Origin of the sequence: Micromonospora sonneratiae, assembly GCF_042679305.1 — a bacterium.
Taxonomy (GTDB): Bacteria; Actinomycetota; Actinomycetes; order Mycobacteriales; family Micromonosporaceae; genus Micromonospora_H; species Micromonospora_H sonneratiae.
Genome location: NZ_JBHTMP010000012.1, coordinates 50,896 through 69,641, shown reverse-complemented (window position 1 = coordinate 69,641; position 18,746 = coordinate 50,896). Strand labels below are relative to the sequence as shown.

The following is an 18,746-nucleotide window of genomic DNA, read 5'->3' as shown; positions in this document are numbered from 1 at the left end:
GGCAGTCTCGCACAACTTCATGAGTGCCCCGTCAGCTACCGAACGTAAATCCAGCCATAAATCGGGCTCCCGCCGTCGAGGGCCCGGTGGCGAGCCCGCCCGACGTCGACCCGGACCGCGTTCAACTGCTGGCCGGTCGTACCGGGCCGCGTTCAACTGCTGGCCGGTCGTACCGGGCCGCGTTCAGCTGCTGGTCGGTCGTACCGGGCCCGAGAGCGAACACCGGGCGGGCGGAGTACGGCTATCTTGGGCGGATGAGCGTTCGTCCCCCGTACCCTCGGATCACCCGCGCTCGGGCGGCGGTCGCGCTCTGCGCGGCGACCGTGCTCGCCACCGGTGGCTGTGCCTTCGGCCCACCGGACCCCGACCCGGCCGGCGAACCGCCCCGGTTCCCGACCCCGTCCGTCTCCCCCAGCAGCGGTGGTGGTGTCGACCAGCAGGTGGCGGTGACGGTCCTGGCCAAGGGGCTACGGGTGCCGTGGGGCATCGCCTTCCTGCCCGACGGCGGCGCGCTGGTGACCGAGCGGGACACCGCCAAGATCCTGAAGATCGGCCCGCAGTCCAGCCCGGACGGGCTCAACGTGACCACCGTGCAGACCCTGGACGAGGTGGACGCCGCCGGTGAGGGTGGACTGCTCGGCATCGCCGTCTCACCGAACTACGCCAAGGACCAGACGGTCTTCGTCTACTACTCCACCGAGCAGGACAACCGGATCTCCCGGCTCACCCTCGGCGGGGAGCCGACGCCGATCGTCACCGGCATCCCGCGTTCGGGAATCCACAACGGCGGACGACTGGCCTTCGGGCCGGACGGCTTCCTCTACGCCACCACCGGCGACGCCTCCGACCGTGGACTGTCCCAGGACGTCAAAAGCCTCGGCGGCAAGATCCTGCGGATCACGCCGGACGGCAAACCGGCCCCCGGGAACCCGTTCCCCAACTCACCGGTCTGGTCGCTCGGTCACCGCAACCCGCAGGGCATCGGCTGGGACGCCAACAAGCGGATGTACTCCGCCGAGTTCGGCCAGAACACCTGGGACGAGATCAACCTGATCGAGCCGGGCAAGAACTACGGCTGGCCGGAGGTGGAAGGGCCGGGCAACCCGGACTCCCGGTTCACCGGCCCGATCGTCAACTGGCGCACCGCCGACGCCTCCTGCTCCGGACTGGCCGTCGTCGACCGGCTCATCGCCACCGCGTGCCTGCGTGGCGAGCGGGTCTGGCTGGTAGAACTCACCGCCTCGGGTGGGGTGCTCGGCCAGCCCCGGGCAGTGCTCACCGACAAGTACGGACGCCTGCGCACCGCCGTACTGGCCCCGGACGGTTCGCTGTGGATCTCGACCTCGAACCACGACGGGCGGGGCGAGCCGGCCCCGGAGGACGACCGCATCCTCCGGCTGGTCTTCTCCGGTGGTGGAGCTGGCAAAAGCTGAACTCACCTTGCCGGGTTTGCCGAGATCCCCGGCGGGGCAGGTCATGATTTGAAGATGGACGGGCGCAGCAGCGAAGACGAGGCCGCCGGGACCGGACGGGACCCGGCGGGTCGCCGGCTCCTGCGGTCATCGGGCAGCGCCGTGCGTACGGCCGTCACCTCGACCGCCGGCCGCCGGATCGGCACCGGCCTGGCCGTACTCGCGGTCAGCCTGATCGGCATCGTCATCGGGATGCTCCTCGGTGGCCGGGTGCAGACCGACATCGGGCCGTTCCAGGCCGAAATGGCGATCACGCCCTCGGTCACCGGCGAGACCAGGGTCAACATCCCGCCGCTCGGCTCGCTGCAACTCGACAGTCACCAGGGGCCGACCCGGCTGACCGTCCAACTCGGCTCCCTCGACCAGCGCCGGGTCGAAGCGCTGATCGACGACCCGGCCAGCATCAACCGGGCCAGTCAGTCGGCCGTCGAGGACGTGACCAACGGAGTGATGCGGGTCGGGCTACGTACGGTCGCCGTCGCCGTACTCAGCACACTGATCCTGGCCGCGCTGCTGTTCCGGAACATGCGTCGGGTCGCCTGGTCCGGGGCGCTGGCCCTGCTGATCACCGGCGGCAGTCTCGGGCTCGCCGCCCTCACCCTCCGGCCGCAGGCCATCGAGGAGCCCCGGTACGAAGGACTGCTGGTCAACGCCCCGGCCATCGTCGGTGACGCCCGACGCATCGCCAACGACTACAGCAAGTACGCCGAACAGCTGCAACGGCTGGTCGGCAACGTCAGCCAGCTCTACACCACCGTCTCGGCGTTGCCGGTCTTCGAGCCGGCCCCCGGCACAACCCGGGTGCTGCACGTCTCCGACATGCACCTGAACCCCACCGGCTGGCAGGTCATCCGTACCGTCGTCGAACAGTTCAACATCGACGTCGTGGTCGACACCGGCGACATGACCGACTGGGGCAGCGAGCCTGAGGCGTCGTTCGTGGGCTCCATCAGCGTGCTCAAAAAGCCGTACGTCTTCATCCGTGGCAACCACGACTCGCCCACCACGGCGGCGGCGGTGGCCCGCCAGCCCAACGCGATCGTGTTGAACAACTCGACCACCACGGTCGCCGGGTTGACCATCGCCGGCATCGGCGATCCCCGGTTCACCCCCGACAAGGCGACCTCACCGGCGGGCTCCGGTCTGTCGAAGGAGACCGCCGACCAGCTCATCGCCACCGGGGATCAGCTGGCCGCGACGGTCAAGGCCTCGCCGACCCCGGTCAACATCGCCATGGTGCACGACCCCTCCTCGGCCGGCCCGCTCGACGGCGTCTGCCGGTTGGTGCTGGCCGGGCACACCCACAACCGCGAGGTGCGTACGCTGCCGGAGAAGCCCGGGGTACCGCCGACCCAGCTCATGATCCAGGGGTCCACCGGCGGCGCCGGTCTACGGGGCCTGGAGGGCGAGAAGCCCACCCCGTTGACCATGACCGTGCTCTACTTCGACCAGCAGAAACTGCTTCAGGCGTACGACGACATCCAGGTCGGCGGGACCGGGGAGTCCCAGGTCAGCCTGGAGCGGCACGTGATCAGGGAGCCAGCGGGTGTGAACCCGTCGGCCCCGGTCACCCCGACCCCCACTCGCTGAGGTCGGTCATATCCGGTGGCCCGCTGGTCGGGCGCACTGGCCTACCGTCCCACGACTACCTGTCGAGCTGACATCACCAGCGACTCACCAGCGCCCGCGAGATTCGCCTGACGCTCGTCAACAGCCGCCGCCACCACACCGCAAGGGCCGTTCCACTGGTAAGGAACCACGACCCGCTGGCCGTTCCACCGGAACGGGACCACGACCCGCTGGCCGTGGTCCCGTGAGTCGAATACGACATCAGCTCGACAGACAGGCGGTTGCACCTGCCAAGCGCCGAGACCAGGCTCAGCCCTCGACGCCGAGCCGGGACAGGATCAGCTCCCGTACGGTCTTGGCGTCCGCCTGGCCCCGGGTGGTCTTCATGACCGCACCGACCAGCGCACCGGCCGCCGCCACCTTGCCGTCCCGGATCTTGTCGGCGATGGCCGGGTTGGCGGCGATCGCCTCGTCCACGGCGGCGGTGAGCGCGCCGGTGTCGGAGACCACCTCCAGTCCCCGGTCCGCCATGATCTGTGCCGGGTCACCCTCGCCGGCCAGCACCCCGTCCAGCACCGTACGGGCCAACTTGTCGTTGAGCTTGCCGGCGTCGACCAGTCCCTGAAGCTCGGCGACCTGGGCCGGGGTGGCCCCGACGGCCGCCAACTCGACACCGGTCTCGTTGGCCCGGCGGGACAGCTCACCCAGCCACCACTTGCGCGCCCCGGCGGGGGTGGTGCCGGCGGCCACGGTCTGCTCGATCAGCTCGACCGCGCCCGCGTTGAGCACCGACTGCATGTCGAGGTCGGACAGGCCCCACTGCTCCTGGAGCCGCTTACGGTGCAGCCGGGGCAGCTCCGGCAGGGCGGCCTTCAGCTCGGCGACCCAGGCGGCGTCCGGTGCCAGCGGCACCAGGTCCGGCTCGGGGAAGTAGCGGTAGTCGGTCGCGGTCTCCTTGGACCGGCCCGAGGTGGTGTCGCCGGTGTCCTCGTGGAAGTGCCGGGTCTCCTGCGTGATCCGACCCCCCGCGTCGAGCACCGACGCCTGCCGCAGCATCTCGGAACGTACCGCCCGCTCGACCGAGCGCAGCGAGTTGACGTTCTTCGTCTCGGTACGGGTGCCCCACTCGGTCGCGCCAACCAGGTTCAGCGACGTGTTCACGTCGCAGCGCAGCGACCCCTCCTCCATCCGTACGTCGGAGACGCCGAGGGAGCGGATGACGTCACGCAGCTCGGTGACGTAGGCGCGGGCCACCTGGGGTGCCTTCGCACCGGTGCCCGGGATCGGCTTGGTGACGATCTCGACCAGCGGGATGCCCGCCCGGTTGTAGTCCACCAGCGACTCGGTGGCACCGTGGATCCGGCCGGTGGCCCCGCCGACGTGCAGCGTCTTGCCGGTGTCCTCCTCCAGGTGCACCCGCTCGATGCCGATCCGGACGGTCTCGCCGTCGACGTCGACGTCCAGGTAGCCGTCCACGCAGAGTGGCTCGTCGTACTGGCTGATCTGGAAGTTCTTCGGCATGTCCGGGTAGAAGTAGTTCTTCCGGGCGAACCGGCACCAGGAGGCGATCGAGCAGTTCAGGGCCAGACCGATCCGGATCGTCGCCTCGATCGCGGCCCGGTTGGCCACCGGCAGCGAGCCGGGCAGGCCGAGGCAGACCGGGCAGACCCGGGTGTTCGGTTCGCCGCCGAAGTCGGTCGGGCAACCGCAGAACATCTTGGTGTTCGTGCCCAGTTCGACGTGGGTCTCCAGGCCGATCACCGGCTCATAACGCTCGACAACCTCGTCGTACGACGGCAGCACGGTCGTGCTCATCAAGAACTCCAGCTCTGCGTGGCAACCGGATTTACCAGCACCAGCCTAGTGGCTTGCCCCGGCCGGGCTGCCGGGGGTTTGGGGCGTTCCGGCGCTGACGGTAACGGGCGGGTTGCCCGGGTGCTGAGTGCCGCCCGGCTCAGCCGGTCAGCGCGGCCCGCAGCGCCTCGGCCCCACGGCGTCGCAGCAGGATCGGCCCGGTCAGCTCCAGCCACGAGTCGTCGCGGAAACTCACCCGCAGCCGGGCACCGTGTAGCCGGTGCCGCCGACGCCGGACGCCAGTCACCTGCGCCCGCGACACCCACCACAGCAGCGTCAACCGCTCGGGTGTCACCGGCGCGGGCGGCTCCCCGAACGCCACGATCGGTTCGAAGCCGGTCAGCTTCAGCACCAGCATCCGCCGGTCGGTCACCGCGACCACCAGCGTGTCGTCGGTGGGTACGACCATGGCCCAACTGCCCGCGACCGACTCCGGCCGGCCGTACGCGGCCCGGCCGAAGAGCAGCCGCATCAGCCAGTCCGTCGGGCCACCGGAGCCGAAGTTGTCGATCGCGTCGACCCCGCTGAGCACGACGTCGACCACCGTCAGCGACCCGACCGCCGCGCCGGTGCCCGACGGCGGGTCGACCGGCCGGGCGGGCTTCTCCGGCGCCGGGCCCTGCGGGCGCTTCGCCTCCCGCACCTCGATCAGGATCTCGCCCGGTGCCAGGTTGGCAGCGAGAGCGCTCTCGTAGCGCAGCCGGTGATCGGTGGCCACGCTCAGCCCAACGGACAGCCGATGTCGGCGCCGAGCACCTCGCGCATCGATTCCGTTTCCCCAGGCCCAGTCACGGCGTACACGGTAATCGAAGTGCCCCGGGAACGCTGAGCCGTAATCGTCGGCACCCGAATGTTCTTCATGGCCGCACCCATCAGCGCACCCGCCGCCGCCACGCTGCCGTCGTGGACCATGTCGGCAGTGGCCCGGTTCGCGGCGGTCGCCTCAGGCATCGCGGCGACGGAGCACCAGGTAGCCGCCGACGAGGGCGGCGGCGGCCCAGAGCGCGACAATGCCCAGCCCGGTCCACGCGCCGTAGGCGCGGGCCCATCTCGGGTCGTCCGGCGGCCCGGCCAGGTGCATGATCACCCAACCTGCCTGGTCGGGCAGGAACTGTGTCACGGTCTTCAGCTTCGGGACGTTGCCGAGCCCCTGCCCACCGAGGAAGAGCAGTGGGATCAGGATCCCGAGCGACAGCGCCGAACTGCGCAGCATCGTCGCCACCCCCATGGCGAACAGGCAGATCAGCGTCAGATAGAGCCACGCGCCGATGATCGCCTGTGGCACCCCGTCCGTGCCGAGGGTCGTACCGCGCGGGCCGAGCGTCGCCTGCGCCACGAAGAAGGTGACCAGTACGGTGACCAGCGAGACACCCGCCACCAGCAGCGCGGCGACGAGAACCTTGCCGCCGTAGAACACGCCCCGGCGGGGGACCGCCGCCAGCGACGTACGGATCGTGCCGGAGCCGTACTCGCCACCGACCGCCAGCACCGCGAACGCCACCAGGGCGAGTTGGCCGAGGGTGAGGCTGTAGAACGTGGCGAAGAGCGGGTCGAAGTGCGCCGACTCGGTGGGCGAAGGGGTGCGGAAGCTGAACCCGAACAGGGCGGCGAGGCCGACGCAGAGGGCGCAGCCCAACAGCAGGAGCCAACTGGTCGACCGGAGAGTCCGGATCTTGGTCCATTCGGCGGTGAGGACCGCGGCGGCGCTCATCGCTGCCCCCCGACGGCCCGGTACTCGACGGTGTCCCCGGTGAGCCGCATGAACGCCTCCTCCAGCGTGGCCGACTGGGTGCTGACCTCGTGGACGGTCAGACCGTTCGCCGCAGCCAACTCGCCGATCCTCGGGGCCTGCGCCCCATGGGCCTCCAACGCACCGTCCGCCGCCTGCCGCACCGGGATGCCGGCCGCCGTCAGCGCGTCACGCATCCGCTCCGGCTCCGGCGTACGGACCCGGACGTACGAGCGGGCGTGGGTCGCGACGAAGTCGTCGACGGTGGTGTCGGCGAGAAGCCGACCACGGCCGATCACGATGAGATGTGCTGCGGTGAGCGCCATCTCGCTCATCAGGTGACTGGAGACGAAGACCGTGCGCCCCCGTGCGGCCAGTCCCTTCATCAGGTGCCGGATCCAGAGCACGCCCTCCGGGTCCAGCCCGTTGACCGGCTCGTCGAACAGCAGCACCGGCGGGTCGCCGAGCAGCGCGGCGGCGATGCCGAGCCGCTGCCCCATGCCGAGGGAGAAACCCCTGACCCGCTTCTTCGCCACACTGGTCAGGCCGACCAACTCCAGGACCTCCCACACCCGGGCCTTCGGGATCCGGTTGCTCTGCGCCAGCCACAGCAGATGGTGGTACGCGCTGCGGCCCGGGTGCACCGCCCGGGCCTCCAACAGCGCGCCGACCCGGCGCAACGGTTCCGACAGCCGCCGGTAGGGCGTACCGTCGACGAGGACCTGACCACTGGTCGGCCGGTCCAGGTCCAGCATCATCCGCATCGTGGTGGACTTGCCGGCGCCGTTCGGCCCGAGGAACCCGGTCACCTGGCCGGGGCGCACCGTAAACGACAGGTCGTCCACCGCTACGGTGCTCCCGTATCTCTTGCTGAGATTGAGGACTTCGATCACTTGATCAACGCTATGGATCGTGCCGCGCGTGGGCAGTCCTCGAAGGTTGTCGGTCGCCGTCACCAAAGTTGACCCAGGCGCGCACCGCACCAGGTGATCGGGGGCTGGCTACCAACTAACTTCCCGGCCCCGGCCCCTGTCCCTGTCCCTGTCCCTGTCCCTGTCCCACCCATCGCCGCAACGCGTCGATCGTGCCCTCCGGCGACGTGTTGAAACAGAAACGGATCCCGGGCTGGATCTCGATCAGAACGTTGACGAGCCGCTCGAACAGCAGCGTGTGCTCCGGGGCCATCCGTACGCCTGCTCCGATCATCGCGACCCGGAACGACCCGGCGGCGGCGCACTCGCGTACCCTCGCCTCAGCCTCGTCGGGTGCCGACGGCACCTGGCACGAGACGAAGTCGAATCCGGCCTCGCGCAGCGCGGCCTCGCCGGCCGCGATCCGGGCGGTCAGGATCGCCTCGTCCAGACCGGGGTGCCGGTGATAGTCGACGGCGCTCGGGTGCAGCCCGATCGACAGGATGCCACCACCCCTGCGCGACTCACCGGATGCCATGCTGCTCTCCTTTCCTACGCCACCGGTCACCAGGGGGCCGGGCCGGTACGGTCGAAGAAGCCGCCGGTTGGCCCGTCCGAGCCGACGCTGGCCAGCCGTACGATCGCGTCGGTCCCGTCCGTCACCGTCTGGAAGCCCTTGTGGTCGGTCAGATCGGTGGCGGTGTAGCCGGGGTCGACCGCGTTGATCTTTATGTCCGGCAACGCGCGGGCGTACTGGGTGGTGATCATGTTCAGTGCGGCCTTCGACGCAGGGTAGGCGAGCGACGGGGAAACCAGCGCACCCAACTCCGGGTGGGTAACGGTGGCGACCGACCCCATCCCGCTGGACACCATGACGATTCGAGGGCTCTCGGCGGCGCGTAGCAACGGCAGGAAGACGCGGGTCACCCGGACCGGTCCGTACACGTTCACCTCGAACACCTCCTGCAGATCCTCGGGCCGGGTCCTGTCCGGAGTGTCGTCCGCACCACCGATCCCGGCGTTGTTCACCAGTACGTCCAGCCGCCCGACACTGGCCCGCACCAGTTCAGCGGCGTCGGTGACAGACTCCTCCGAAGTCACGTCGAGCGGGACGAAGCTCACGTCGAGGCCGGCGGCGGCCAACTCCGCTGCGGCAGCGGTGCCACGCGTCGTGTCCCGGGCGGTGAGGAAGACCCGCCAGCCCAGCCCGGCGAGCCGGCGTACCGTCTCGCGCCCCAAACCCTTGTTCGCGCCGGTGACCAGCGCGGTCGTCGTTGATGTCATGTTGACAGCGTCGCCGCCGCCTCGGCGGCCTGCCAGGGCTGCCAAGGCATGGGACCGGCGGTACCACCCCGCAGGGTGGGCTCTGCGGCAGGATGGGGAGGTGGACCGAACCGAGCTGGCCGTGGTGCTGCGCACCGCCCGTAGCCGGGTGAGGCCGGACGACGTCGGCCTCCCGACCGGACGGCGCCGGCAGGTGCCGGGGCTACGCCGCGAGGAAGTGGCGCAGCTGGCCGGGGTCAGCGTCGACTACGTGGTCCGGCTCGAGCAGGGCCGTGGCCCTCGCCCCTCCGACCAGGTCCTCGGCGCACTGACCCGGGCACTACGCCTCAGCGACAGCGATCGCGACCTGGTGTTCCGGCTCGCCGGATCCGCTCCGCCACAGGCTGGGCGGGTACCGATGCTGATCCGTCCCAGCGTGCTGAGGCTACTGGACCGGATGTCGGACCTGCCCGCTCTGGTGTTGTCGGCCACCTCCGACGTCCTCGCTTGGAACCCGCTGGCTGTGGCGCTCCTCGGCGACTTCTCCCGATGGCCACCCGCCCACCGCAATCTGATCCGACAGCGGTTCCTCGGCACCGAGCCGGACCGGACGAGGTTGACCCCACAGGAGGAGGCGGCGACGGCTGCCCACTGTGTCGGCTGCCTGCGCAGCGCCCAGTCACGCTACCCCGACGACCCCCGGCTCAGGCGCCTGATCGCCGAGCTGCGCTCCGGCAGTGAACGGTTCGACGAGCTGTGGCGAGCTGCGCGATCGGAGCGGTTGCGGGCCACCACCACGACCATCCTGCACCCCACGCTCGGCACACTCACCCTCGACTGCGACGCCCTCCTGGTGCCGGACGCCGACCAGACGCTCATCGTCTACTCAGCCGCGTCGGGCACGACCGAGAGCCTGGCCCTCGACCTGCTGCGGGTCACCGGCACCGAACGGTTCACGCCGCTGGCTTCGGAGTAGTCCCGCTGTCCATCTAGCCTGCTAGGCGTGGGCAAACATCTTCCCGCCGCGCTCGTGGTCGTCGTCGACACCCTGCTACTGGTCGCCACCCACTCCGGCGGGCTGCCCCCGGCTGCCATCGCCGGATACGTGCTGGCCGCCGCGCTGACGGTCACTCTGCGACACCGGAGCCCGACGGCTGCGTTCGTGGCCGCGCTGGTGCTCGCCACGCTGACCGGCGCTACGTACGTCCTGCTGCTGTGGACCGCCTACCAGGCCGGGCGGGCGATCGTGTCCCGGACCGGCGTCGCCGTCATCGTCGGCGCGGCGATCGGCGGCCTCGGTACCCAACTCGTGGCCCGGGCCGGGCAACCGCAGGCAATCGGGCCCATCGTCTCCACGTTCCTCGTGTTCGTCGCGCTGCCCCTGCTGGTCGGGGGATACCTCGCGCAGCACGAACGGCTGGTGTCGGCGCTCGGCCGGAACAACCAGCAGCTCCGCCGGGAGCAGGAGATCATCGCCGAACGGGAACGGCTCAGCGAGCGGTTACGGATCGCCCGGGACATGCACGACTCGCTGGGCCACCGGCTCAGCCTGGTGTCGGTCCAGGCAGCCGCGTTGGAGGTGTCGGAGCTACCGCCACGGCAACAGCAGGCGGTCCGACAACTGGCGACCGCAACGCGCGGAGCGATGGACGAGCTGTACCAGCTGGTGGGGGCACTACGCGAACCGGCCGATGCGCTCGCCGGCTCACGGGTCGTCCCGGCGATCAGCCGACTGGTGACGGAGTTCCAGGCCGCCGGAGTGTCGGTGGTACTGCATCAGCACGGCGAGCCGCGACGACTGTCGACGGCGGCCGGGCAGGCGGCGTACCGAGTGGCCGAGGAAGGGCTGACCAACGCCGTCAAACACGCCCCGGGTCAGCCGGTCACGGTGCACGTCGAGTGGGAGGCGGACGCGTTGCTGCTCACCGTCACCAATCCGGTCGCCGCCCCGTCGCCCGCACCGGTTGCCGGCCACGGTCTGACCGGGCTGACCGAGCGGGTACTGCCGGCCGGCGGGTTCCTGGACCACCGGCTGGCCGACGGGGCGTTCCGGCTCTACGCGATGCTGCCCGCCGTACCCCCCGGCGTCGCGGACCGGCCGGGCGAGGAGATCGACCATCCGGCCCAGGTCGACCGGTTCCGCACGGTCGCCGTCGGGTTCGCCGCCGCGGTGCTGATGTTCGTGGCCCTGCCCGCCACCTTCCTGGTCGGGTGGGCGCAGTGATCAGGGTGTTGGTTGCCGACGACGAGCCGCTGATCCGCGCCGGCATCCGTACCGTGCTGGAATCGGCGCCGGACATCACGGTCGTCGCCGAGGCGGAGAACGGCCGGACCGCCGTGACGGAGGCGATCCGGCACCGCGCCGACGTGGCACTGCTCGACCTGAAGATGCCGGTGCTGGACGGGTTGGGCGCCATCGAGGAACTACGACGACAGGTGCCCGCACTGCGGGTGGTGGTGCTGACGTCGTTCGGCGCGGAACCGAATGTGCTGCACGCCCTCCAGCACAGCGCGGCGGGATTCGTACTCAAGAACTGCACGCCCGACGAACTGATCCGCGCGGTCCAGGCGGCGTACGTCGGCGACGCCTACCTCTCCCCGGCGGTGACCCGCCTGGTGCTCGGCATGGTCACGCCGGCAACCGCCCGACGCCGGCAGGACGCCGGCGAGCGACTTGGTGCGCTGTCGTCCCGCGAGCTGGAGGTCGTACGTCTGGTGGCCGAGGGCCTGTCCAACGCCGAGATCGGCCGACGGCTGCACATGAGCGAGACGACCATCAAGACCTACGTCAGCCGGATCCTCACCAAACTGGACTGCGCGAACCGTGTCCAGGCGGCGCTGCTGGTCCGGGACACCGAAGGCCGTTAGCCGAGACGGCGCAGCCGATCCGGCAGCACTGGTCCGGCCCCGACGGCGCTGGCCCGGACCCGACGGCGCTGGCCCGGACCCGACGGCGCTGGCCCGGACCCGACGGCGCTGGCCCGGACCGACGGATCAGGTATCCGGGCCAGCGCCGTCAGAACGTCGACGCCGGCTACAGGGCCGGCGGGGTGAGGGTGCCGACGGCGGACTCCAGCGCGGCGGCGACCCGGTACATCCGGTCGTCGGCCATCGTCGGAGCCATGATCTGAAGGCCCACCGGCAGCCCGTTCGACAGGCCGCAGGGCACCGAGATCGCCGGCCCGCCGTACAGGTTGGTCGGGATCGTGTACAGGTCGGCCAGGTACATCTGGTACGGGTCGTCGGTGCGGGCCCCCATCGGGAACGCCACGAACGGCGTGGTCGGCGAGATCAGCGCGTCGACCTGCTCGAAGGCGGCGGTGAAGTCGCGGGTGATCAGGGTCCGCACCTTCTGCGCCTGGCCGTAGTAGGCGTCATAGTAGCCCGACGACAACGCGTAGGTGCCGAGGATGATCCGCCGCTTGACCTCGGGCCCGAAGCCGGCCTCCCGGGTCAGCGACATGACCTCCTCCAGCGACCGGTTACCGTCGTCGCCGGTCCGCAGGCCGAACCGGACGCCGTCGAAGCGGGCCAGGTTGGAGGAGCACTCGCTCGGCGCGATCAGGTAGTAGGCGGGCAGCGCGTACTCGAAGTGCGGACAGGACACCTCGACGATCTCGGCCCCCAGCTTGCGCAGGGTGTCGACCGACTCGTGGAACGCCGCCAGCACACCCGGCTCGGCGCCCTCGCCGGAGAACTCGGTCACCACACCCAGCCGTACGCCGCTGAGGTCACCGGTGGCACCGGCCTTCGCGGCGGCGACCACGTCCGGCACCGGCTGCGGAATCGAGGTGGAGTCACGCGGGTCGTGCCCGCCGATCGCCGCGTGCAGCAGCGCCGCGTCGAGCACCGTACGCGAGCACGGGCCGGGCGTGTCCAGCGACGACGAGAACGCCACCAGGCCGTAGCGGGAGGTGCCGCCGTACGTCGGCTTCGCGCCCACCGTGCCGGTGACCGCACCCGGCTGGCGGATCGAGCCACCGGTGTCGGAGCCGATCGCCAGCGGCGCTTCGTAGGCGGCCACCGCAGCGGCACTGCCACCACCCGAACCGCCCGGGATCCGGGTGAGGTCCCACGGGTTGTACGTCGGCCCGTAGGCGGAGTATTCGGTGGAGGAGCCCATCGCGAACTCGTCCATGTTGGTCTTGCCGAGCATCACCGTGCCGGCGGCCCGCAGCCGCTCGACCACCGTCGAGTCGTACGGCGGACGCCAGTTCTCCAGGATGCGCGAGCCGACCGTGGTCGGTACGCCCTTCGTGGTGAGCACGTCCTTGACCGCGACCGGAACCCCGGCCAGCGGGCCGAGTTCCTCGCCAGCGGCCCGGCGGGCGTCGACGGCGCGGGCGGCCTCCAGCGCACCCTCGGTGTCGACGTGCAGGAAGGCGTGCACCCGGTCCTCGACCGCGGTGATCCGGTCGAGGTGGGCCTGCGTCACCTCGACGGCCGACGCCTCACCGGAGGCGACGAGGGCCGCGATCTCCACCGCGGTCAGCTTGGTCAGGTCGCTCATGCTGCCGCTCCGCTACGCTCGCTCATGCTGACACTCCGCTACGCTCCGCATCAGCATGAGTCACGCTGAGCCGGCTGATTCGCTCGCTACGCTCGCTCATGCTGATCAGGCCTCCTCGTCCAGGATGCGCGGTACGCGGAAGCGCTGTTCCTCGGCGTCCGGTGCACCGGAGAGCGCCTCGGCCGGGGTCAGACCGGGCACCACGACATCGTCACGCAACACGTTGGTCAACGGCACCGAGTGCGAGGTGGGCGGAATGTCCCCGGCGGTGACCTCACCTACCCGGGCGACCGCCTGGAGGATCACGTCGAGCTGGCCGGCGAAGGTCGCCAGCTCCTCCTCGGTGACGGCGAGCCGCGACAGGCGCGCCAGGTGCGCGACCTCTTCGCGGGAGATGGCGGCCATCAGTGCCCCCTTCATGCCTAGCGTGCGGATGTCGTACCTGGCGTGCCGGCCGGCGCGAGCCGACCCGGACGCCGTGACCTGAGCGAGTCTATTTGTGGCCCGGGGGCACCGCGCCGCCGACTCCCCCGAACCCGGCCGGTTAGCTGCGGGACCGGTGCCGGCCGGACAGCTCCTGCGCGGTCGTGGGCTTCAGCGGCCGGTACCGGGCCAGCCAGGTCACCAGGTCCTCGGCCGGCATCGGCCGGGCGAAGAACCAGCCCTGGGCGACGTGGCAACCGGCCGCATGCAGCAGTCGCCAGGTCGCCTCGTCCTCCACCCCCTCGGCGACGACACGTAGGCCCAGCGCGCCGGCCAGCTCGATCACGGACCGCACGATGGCGGCGTCGTCGGCATCGGAGGCCATTCCGAGTACGAACGAACGGTCGACCTTCACCTCGGCCAGCGGCAGCCGGCGAAGGTGCTGCATCGAGGAGTAACCCGTGCCGAAGTCGTCGAGCGCGATGGCGACACCGATCTTGTCGAGCCGGGAGATGGTCGCCAGCACCCGACGCGGGTCGGCCATCAACGCGCCCTCGGTGATCTCCAGTTGGAGCTGGGCTGGGCTCACGCCGTACCGGCTGAGCCGTTCGGCGATCTGGTCGGCGATCTCGCCGGTGTGCAGGTCCCGGACGCTGACGTTGAGCGCCGCCCGCAGCTTGACCCCGGCGGCGGTCCACTTCGCCAACTGTTCCACGACGTCGTCCACGACGCGCCGGGTCAGCAGCCGCATCACGGCGCTCTGCTCGGCGACCCGGATCAGTTCCTCCGGGTCGACCATGCCCCGGCGGGGGTGACGCCAGCGCAGCAGCGCCTCGACCCCCACGACCTCGCCGGTGTCGATGGCGATCTGGGGTTGGTAGTACATGGTGATCTCGCCAACGTCACCGCCGCCGACGCCGTCGCCGCTGATCACCGCGCCGCTGACCAACGCGCCACCGGCGGCGGCACCGTCACCGCCGATCACCTTCGTGTCGGTCCCGCCAACCGGCAGGATGTCGCCGTCCCGCCCCGCCGACCCGCCGGTCGGTGCGCCGGTGCTGCCGTTGGCGGACGCGGCACCGCTGGCCGGGCCGCTACCCGCCAGCGGACCGCCAGCTGCAACCGAACCGGCGGCAGTGACCGGGCCGCCAGCAGTGACCGGGCCGTCGCCCGCCCGGGCGACGCCGAGCGAGTCGAGGATGCTGGCCACGGAACTCGGCACGATCGCCGCCGCACTCGGCGTGTCGAAGCCGGAACCGATCACCGGATCGGCGGGCTCGGCACCGACAACGGCACCCGAAGGTGACGCGGCACCGGCCGGGGCATGGTCCGTCTGGCCGCCGGACCCGACACCCGGTACGCCGCTGTCCGACGGCCGGTTGTCGAGCACCCGGCGCAGATCGGCCAGCAGGCTGAGTCGCTCCGGCGAGTTGTGATCGGACTCGGGCGCGTAGACGGCGATCGGATCACCCTGGTGCTTGGCGTCGTACATTGCGACGTCGGCATGGCGCATCAGGGTCTCGAAGTCCTCGCCGTGCTCGGGATAGAGCGCGATCCCGATGGATCCGCCGACGTCGAGCGGCAACCCGTCGAGGGCGACCGGCTCGGCCAGGGCCGCCACCATCCGCTCGGCGAACTGCCGGGCTTCGTCGACCCCGTGCAGTCGGGTGGCCAGGATGGCGAACTCGTCGCCACCCAACCGGGCCACCACGTCCTGCGTACGCACCAACGCCGTCAGCCGTTTCCCGACCTCCACCAGCAGCCGATCTCCGACGGCGTGTCCGAGCGCGTCGTTGACGTGCTTGAACCGGTCGAGGTCGAGCAGCAGAAGTGCCATGCGTCCGTCCGTACCGCCCTTGGCGGTCTGCTCGGCGTGCACGGAGACCTGTTCGGCGACCTGGGCCAGGAGTGCCTTCCGGTTGGCCAGACCGGTCAGCGGGTCCAGCCGGGCGATCCGCTCCTGCTCGCTGGAGAGCTGGGACATCCGGTAGACCGCGAACAGCGGCACGACGACCAGCGGGATCAGCGCCGCGCTGGCTCGCGCCGCCGCCACCAGCACCGGGCTGAGCAGCAGCAACGACCCGGTGGAGACCAGTTCGAAGGCCAGCGTCTGCCAGAACGTCGGCCACCAGGCGCCACCGAAGCGCAGCCATACGGCGATGCTGACGCAGCCGTAGGTGACCGCGAACCAGACCACTGCGGCACCGGCCACCGTGACCACGTCGACCCAGGTCGGGCGCAGGTCGGTACGGAAGGCGCTGTCGGCCGCGAACCCCAGCACCGCCGATGCGGCGGCCAGTGCGCAGGCGTACTGCGCGATGTTGAAGGCCGTCCGCCAGGGTGCGTGCCGCAGCCGCCAACTGGAGACCACGACCGCCGCGGCCTGCACCGCGACCGCCGGTCCGAGGCCCCAGACCAGCAGGATCGCGAAGGTGAAGCAGACCGAGGGGAAGACCGCCGGGCTCTGCCGACGTCCCGGTGGCGTGAATGGTCGGGCGTCGGAGACGACGGCCAGAGCGGCCATCGTCCAGAACGCCGCCGGCAGCTGGGCCACCTGATCGGGCAACGTCATGAATGGTCGGACGCAGAGCAGAGCCGCCAGGCCGACAACCGTCCAGATAAAACTGAAGAAGGTTGCGGCCCGGCCAGGGGGAACGGAGTTCCGCAGTGCGGCGGCCTCCATCGGACCTCCCGATGCAGCTGTCTCGGGCGCGACCGGGTGCCGCGCCGTGCCCCCATCAAACGCCCCCACCATAGGATTGTGGAGGGTGACAGCCACGAATCGGACGTACTCGTAACTAACTTGGAATACGCGGCATCTCACCGCCAAGATTCACATGCACCCAGAGTTAACCCAGGGCTCACTTTTCACTACTTTGAGCTACCTTGAGTGCGGCTTCAGGTCCCTGGGTCAGCAGCACCCTGAACCCGTCCTCGTCGAGCACCGGCACCTTGAGCGAGATCGCCTTGTCGGCCTTGGAACCGGGGTTGTCCCCCACAACCACGAAGCCGGTCTTCTTGGACACCGATCCGCTGATCTTGCCGCCGAGCGTCTGCACCGCTTCGGCCGCCTGGTCCCGGGAGTATCCGGCCAGGGTGCCGGTCACCACGACCGTGACCCCCGCCAGCGGGCGCGGCCCCTCGTCGACCCGCTCCTCCGCCATGCGTACGCCTGCCTCGGCCCACTTGCGCACCACCTCGCGGTGCCAGTCGACCGTGAACCACTCCCGCAGGCTCACCGCGATCGTCGGACCGACCCCCTCGACCGAGGACAACTCCTCCTCGGACGCCGCCTCGATCGCCGGAATCGACCCGAAGTGCCGGGCCAACGCCTGCGCCGCGGTCGGGCCGACGTGCCGGATCGACAACGCGACCAGCACCCGCCACAGCGGACGCTGCTTGACCTCGGTCAGGTTCTCCAACAGCTTCACGGCGTTGCTGCCCAGGGTGCCGTCCTTGTTGACGAAGAACGGAGCCGTCGCCAGCTTGTCGGTGTCGAGGGAGAACAGGTCACCCTCGTCGGTGATCACCTGCGAGTCGAGCAGGGCCGCCGCCCCCTTCTCGCCCAGTACCTCGATGTCCAGCGCGCCCCGACCGGCGAGGTGGATCACCCGCTGGCGCAACTGCGCCGGGCAGGTACGGGTGTTGGGGCAGCGGATGTCGACGTCGCCCTCCTTGGCGGGGGCCAGCGTCGAGCCGCAGTCCGGACAGTTGGTCGGCATCACGAACGGGCGGGCATCGGCCGGACGCAGGTCCATCACCGGGCCGAGTACCTCGGGGATGACGTCACCGGCCTTGCGCAGCACCACCGTGTCACCGATCCACACCCCCTTGCGTTCCACCTCACGGGCGTTGTGCAGGGTCGCCAGCGCGACGGTGGACCCGGCCACCCGTACCGGCTCGAGTACGGCGAACGGGGTGACCCGACCGGTACGACCCACGTTCACGTCGATGTCGAGCAGCTTGGTGGTGACCTCCTCCGGCGGATACTTGAAGGCGATCGCCCACCTCGGGGCCCGACTGGTCGAGCCCAGCCGCCCCTGGATGGCGACCGGATCCACCTTCACCACCACCCCGTCGATCTCGTGCTCGACGTCGTGCCGGTGGGTGGCGTAGTGGGCGATGTAGTCCCGGACGCCGGCCAGGTCCGGCACCACCCGCCAGCGGTCACTGGTCGGCAGCCCCCATGCCTTCAGCGTGGCGTACGCCTCGGACTGGGCCACGGGCTGGAACCCGTCCCGCGCCCCGACACCGTGCACCACCAGGCGCAACGGCCGGGAGGCGGTGACCCGGGGATCCTTCTGGCGCAGGCTGCCGGCCGCCGCGTTACGCGGGTTGGCGAACGGTGCCTTGCCCTGCTCGACCAGGCTGGCGTTGAGGTCGGCGAAGGCCGCCACCGGGAAGTAGATCTCGCCCCGTACCTCCAGCAGCTCCGGGATCGGCTCGGTGCCCTCGGTCAGCCGCTCCGGCACGTCCCGGATGCTGCGGACGTTGGGCGTGACGTCCTCCCCGGTCCGGCCGTCGCCCCGGGTCGCGGCCCGGACCAGCCGGCCGTTCTCGTAGGTCAGGTTGATCGCCAGGCCGTCGACCTTCAGCTCACAGAGGTAGGGCACCGCTCCCCCGGCGTCCCGCTCCGCCCGCTCGGCCCACGCCGCCAACTCCTCGTCGTCGAAGGCGTTGTCCAGCGACATCATCCGCTCGGCGTGCTCGACCGGGGTGAACTGCGTCGAGAAGGTGCCGCCGACCCGCTGCGTCGGCGAGTCGGGCGTACGCAACGCCGGGAACTCGGCTTCCAACGCCTCCAACTCGCGCAGCAGGACGTCGAACTCGGCGTCGGCGATGGTCGGGGCGTCCAGCACGTAGTAGCGGTACTGGTGCTCGGTGATCTCCGTGCTCAGGATGGTGTGTCGCTCCCGCGCCTCGGTGGTGGGCTCGGCACCCGCCGCCACCTCCTGCTCGGCGCTGACCTGCTGGGGGATGGCTTCTTCGGACACCGTCGACCTCCGTGATCACGC

Annotated in this window: 16 protein-coding genes; 5 read left to right on the top strand and 11 right to left on the bottom strand. The window is 70.5% G+C overall.

Annotation, left to right across the window (positions count from 1 at the left end; translation table 11 throughout):
• Window positions 1–254: 254 nt before the first annotated feature.
• Both ACFQ4H_RS10365 and ACFQ4H_RS10360 read left to right on the top strand, forming a co-directional pair.
• Window positions 255–1,433, top strand: coding sequence for a PQQ-dependent sugar dehydrogenase (locus ACFQ4H_RS10365; RefSeq protein WP_377569598.1), 1,179 nt, complete (start codon window positions 255–257; stop codon window positions 1,431–1,433).
• A gap of 54 nt (window positions 1,434–1,487) precedes the next feature.
• Entirely contained in the window at window positions 1,488–3,062 is a 1,575-nt protein-coding gene (locus tag ACFQ4H_RS10360) for a metallophosphoesterase (RefSeq protein WP_377569596.1), read from the top strand.
• A 288-nt stretch (window positions 3,063–3,350) separates the two neighbouring features.
• On the opposite strand, the gene gatB is transcribed toward ACFQ4H_RS10360, so the two are convergent.
• The 7 genes from gatB to ACFQ4H_RS10325 form a co-directional block, all read right to left on the bottom strand.
• Window positions 3,351–4,856: an Asp-tRNA(Asn)/Glu-tRNA(Gln) amidotransferase subunit GatB gene (gatB, locus tag ACFQ4H_RS10355; RefSeq protein WP_377569594.1), complete on the bottom strand. Its 1,506-nt coding sequence runs from the start codon at window positions 4,854–4,856 to the stop codon at window positions 3,351–3,353.
• 139 nt (window positions 4,857–4,995) lie between these two features.
• The gene (locus ACFQ4H_RS10350) at window positions 4,996–5,613 is read right to left on the bottom strand and encodes a hypothetical protein (protein ID WP_377569593.1); all 618 of its coding nucleotides are present in this window, start codon (window positions 5,611–5,613) and stop codon (window positions 4,996–4,998) included.
• Window positions 5,614–5,615: 2 nt separating this feature from the next.
• Window positions 5,616–5,846: a hypothetical protein gene (locus tag ACFQ4H_RS10345; protein ID WP_377569591.1), complete on the bottom strand. Its 231-nt coding sequence runs from the start codon at window positions 5,844–5,846 to the stop codon at window positions 5,616–5,618.
• Window positions 5,839–6,606, bottom strand: coding sequence for an ABC transporter permease (locus ACFQ4H_RS10340; protein WP_377569589.1), 768 nt, complete (start codon window positions 6,604–6,606; stop codon window positions 5,839–5,841). Before ACFQ4H_RS10340 ends, ACFQ4H_RS10345 begins: the two co-directional genes overlap by 8 nt.
• The gene (locus tag ACFQ4H_RS10335; protein ID WP_377569588.1) at window positions 6,603–7,517 is read right to left on the bottom strand and encodes an ABC transporter ATP-binding protein; all 915 of its coding nucleotides are present in this window, start codon (window positions 7,515–7,517) and stop codon (window positions 6,603–6,605) included. The genes ACFQ4H_RS10340 and ACFQ4H_RS10335 overlap by 4 nt, the downstream gene beginning before the upstream one ends.
• A gap of 115 nt (window positions 7,518–7,632) precedes the next feature.
• Window positions 7,633–8,073: a hypothetical protein gene (locus tag ACFQ4H_RS10330; protein ID WP_377569586.1), complete on the bottom strand. Its 441-nt coding sequence runs from the start codon at window positions 8,071–8,073 to the stop codon at window positions 7,633–7,635.
• A 26-nt stretch (window positions 8,074–8,099) separates the two neighbouring features.
• Window positions 8,100–8,819, bottom strand: a complete 720-nt coding sequence (locus ACFQ4H_RS10325; RefSeq protein ID WP_377569584.1) for an SDR family NAD(P)-dependent oxidoreductase — start codon at window positions 8,817–8,819, stop codon at window positions 8,100–8,102.
• A 100-nt stretch (window positions 8,820–8,919) separates the two neighbouring features.
• Between ACFQ4H_RS10325 and ACFQ4H_RS10320 the strand changes: the two genes are divergently transcribed.
• The 3 genes from ACFQ4H_RS10320 to ACFQ4H_RS10310 are packed head-to-tail and all read left to right on the top strand — an operon-like array spanning window position 8,920 to window position 11,666.
• Window positions 8,920–9,774, top strand: a complete 855-nt coding sequence (locus tag ACFQ4H_RS10320) for a helix-turn-helix transcriptional regulator (protein ID WP_377569582.1) — start codon at window positions 8,920–8,922, stop codon at window positions 9,772–9,774.
• Window positions 9,775–9,801: 27 nt separating this feature from the next.
• Window positions 9,802–11,022 (top strand): sensor histidine kinase, encoded by a 1,221-nt coding sequence (locus ACFQ4H_RS10315; protein ID WP_377569580.1) that lies wholly within the window; start codon window positions 9,802–9,804, stop codon window positions 11,020–11,022.
• A complete protein-coding gene (locus tag ACFQ4H_RS10310) occupies window positions 11,019–11,666 on the top strand; it encodes a response regulator (RefSeq protein ID WP_377569578.1) in 648 nt (215 codons plus the stop codon). Before ACFQ4H_RS10315 ends, ACFQ4H_RS10310 begins: the two co-directional genes overlap by 4 nt.
• Before the next feature lie 166 nt (window positions 11,667–11,832).
• Here the strand turns inward: ACFQ4H_RS10310 and gatA are convergent, their stop codons facing one another.
• The 4 genes from gatA to ligA form a co-directional block, all read right to left on the bottom strand.
• The gene (gatA, locus tag ACFQ4H_RS10305; RefSeq protein WP_377569576.1) at window positions 11,833–13,308 is read right to left on the bottom strand and encodes an Asp-tRNA(Asn)/Glu-tRNA(Gln) amidotransferase subunit GatA; all 1,476 of its coding nucleotides are present in this window, start codon (window positions 13,306–13,308) and stop codon (window positions 11,833–11,835) included.
• A gap of 105 nt (window positions 13,309–13,413) precedes the next feature.
• The gene (gatC, locus tag ACFQ4H_RS10300) at window positions 13,414–13,713 is read right to left on the bottom strand and encodes an Asp-tRNA(Asn)/Glu-tRNA(Gln) amidotransferase subunit GatC (protein ID WP_184533776.1); all 300 of its coding nucleotides are present in this window, start codon (window positions 13,711–13,713) and stop codon (window positions 13,414–13,416) included.
• 139 nt (window positions 13,714–13,852) lie between these two features.
• Entirely contained in the window at window positions 13,853–16,414 is a 2,562-nt protein-coding gene (locus ACFQ4H_RS10295) for a putative bifunctional diguanylate cyclase/phosphodiesterase (protein ID WP_377569574.1), read from the bottom strand.
• A 178-nt stretch (window positions 16,415–16,592) separates the two neighbouring features.
• The gene (gene ligA, locus ACFQ4H_RS10290) at window positions 16,593–18,725 is read right to left on the bottom strand and encodes an NAD-dependent DNA ligase LigA (protein ID WP_377569572.1); all 2,133 of its coding nucleotides are present in this window, start codon (window positions 18,723–18,725) and stop codon (window positions 16,593–16,595) included.
• Window positions 18,726–18,746 lie beyond the last annotated feature (21 nt).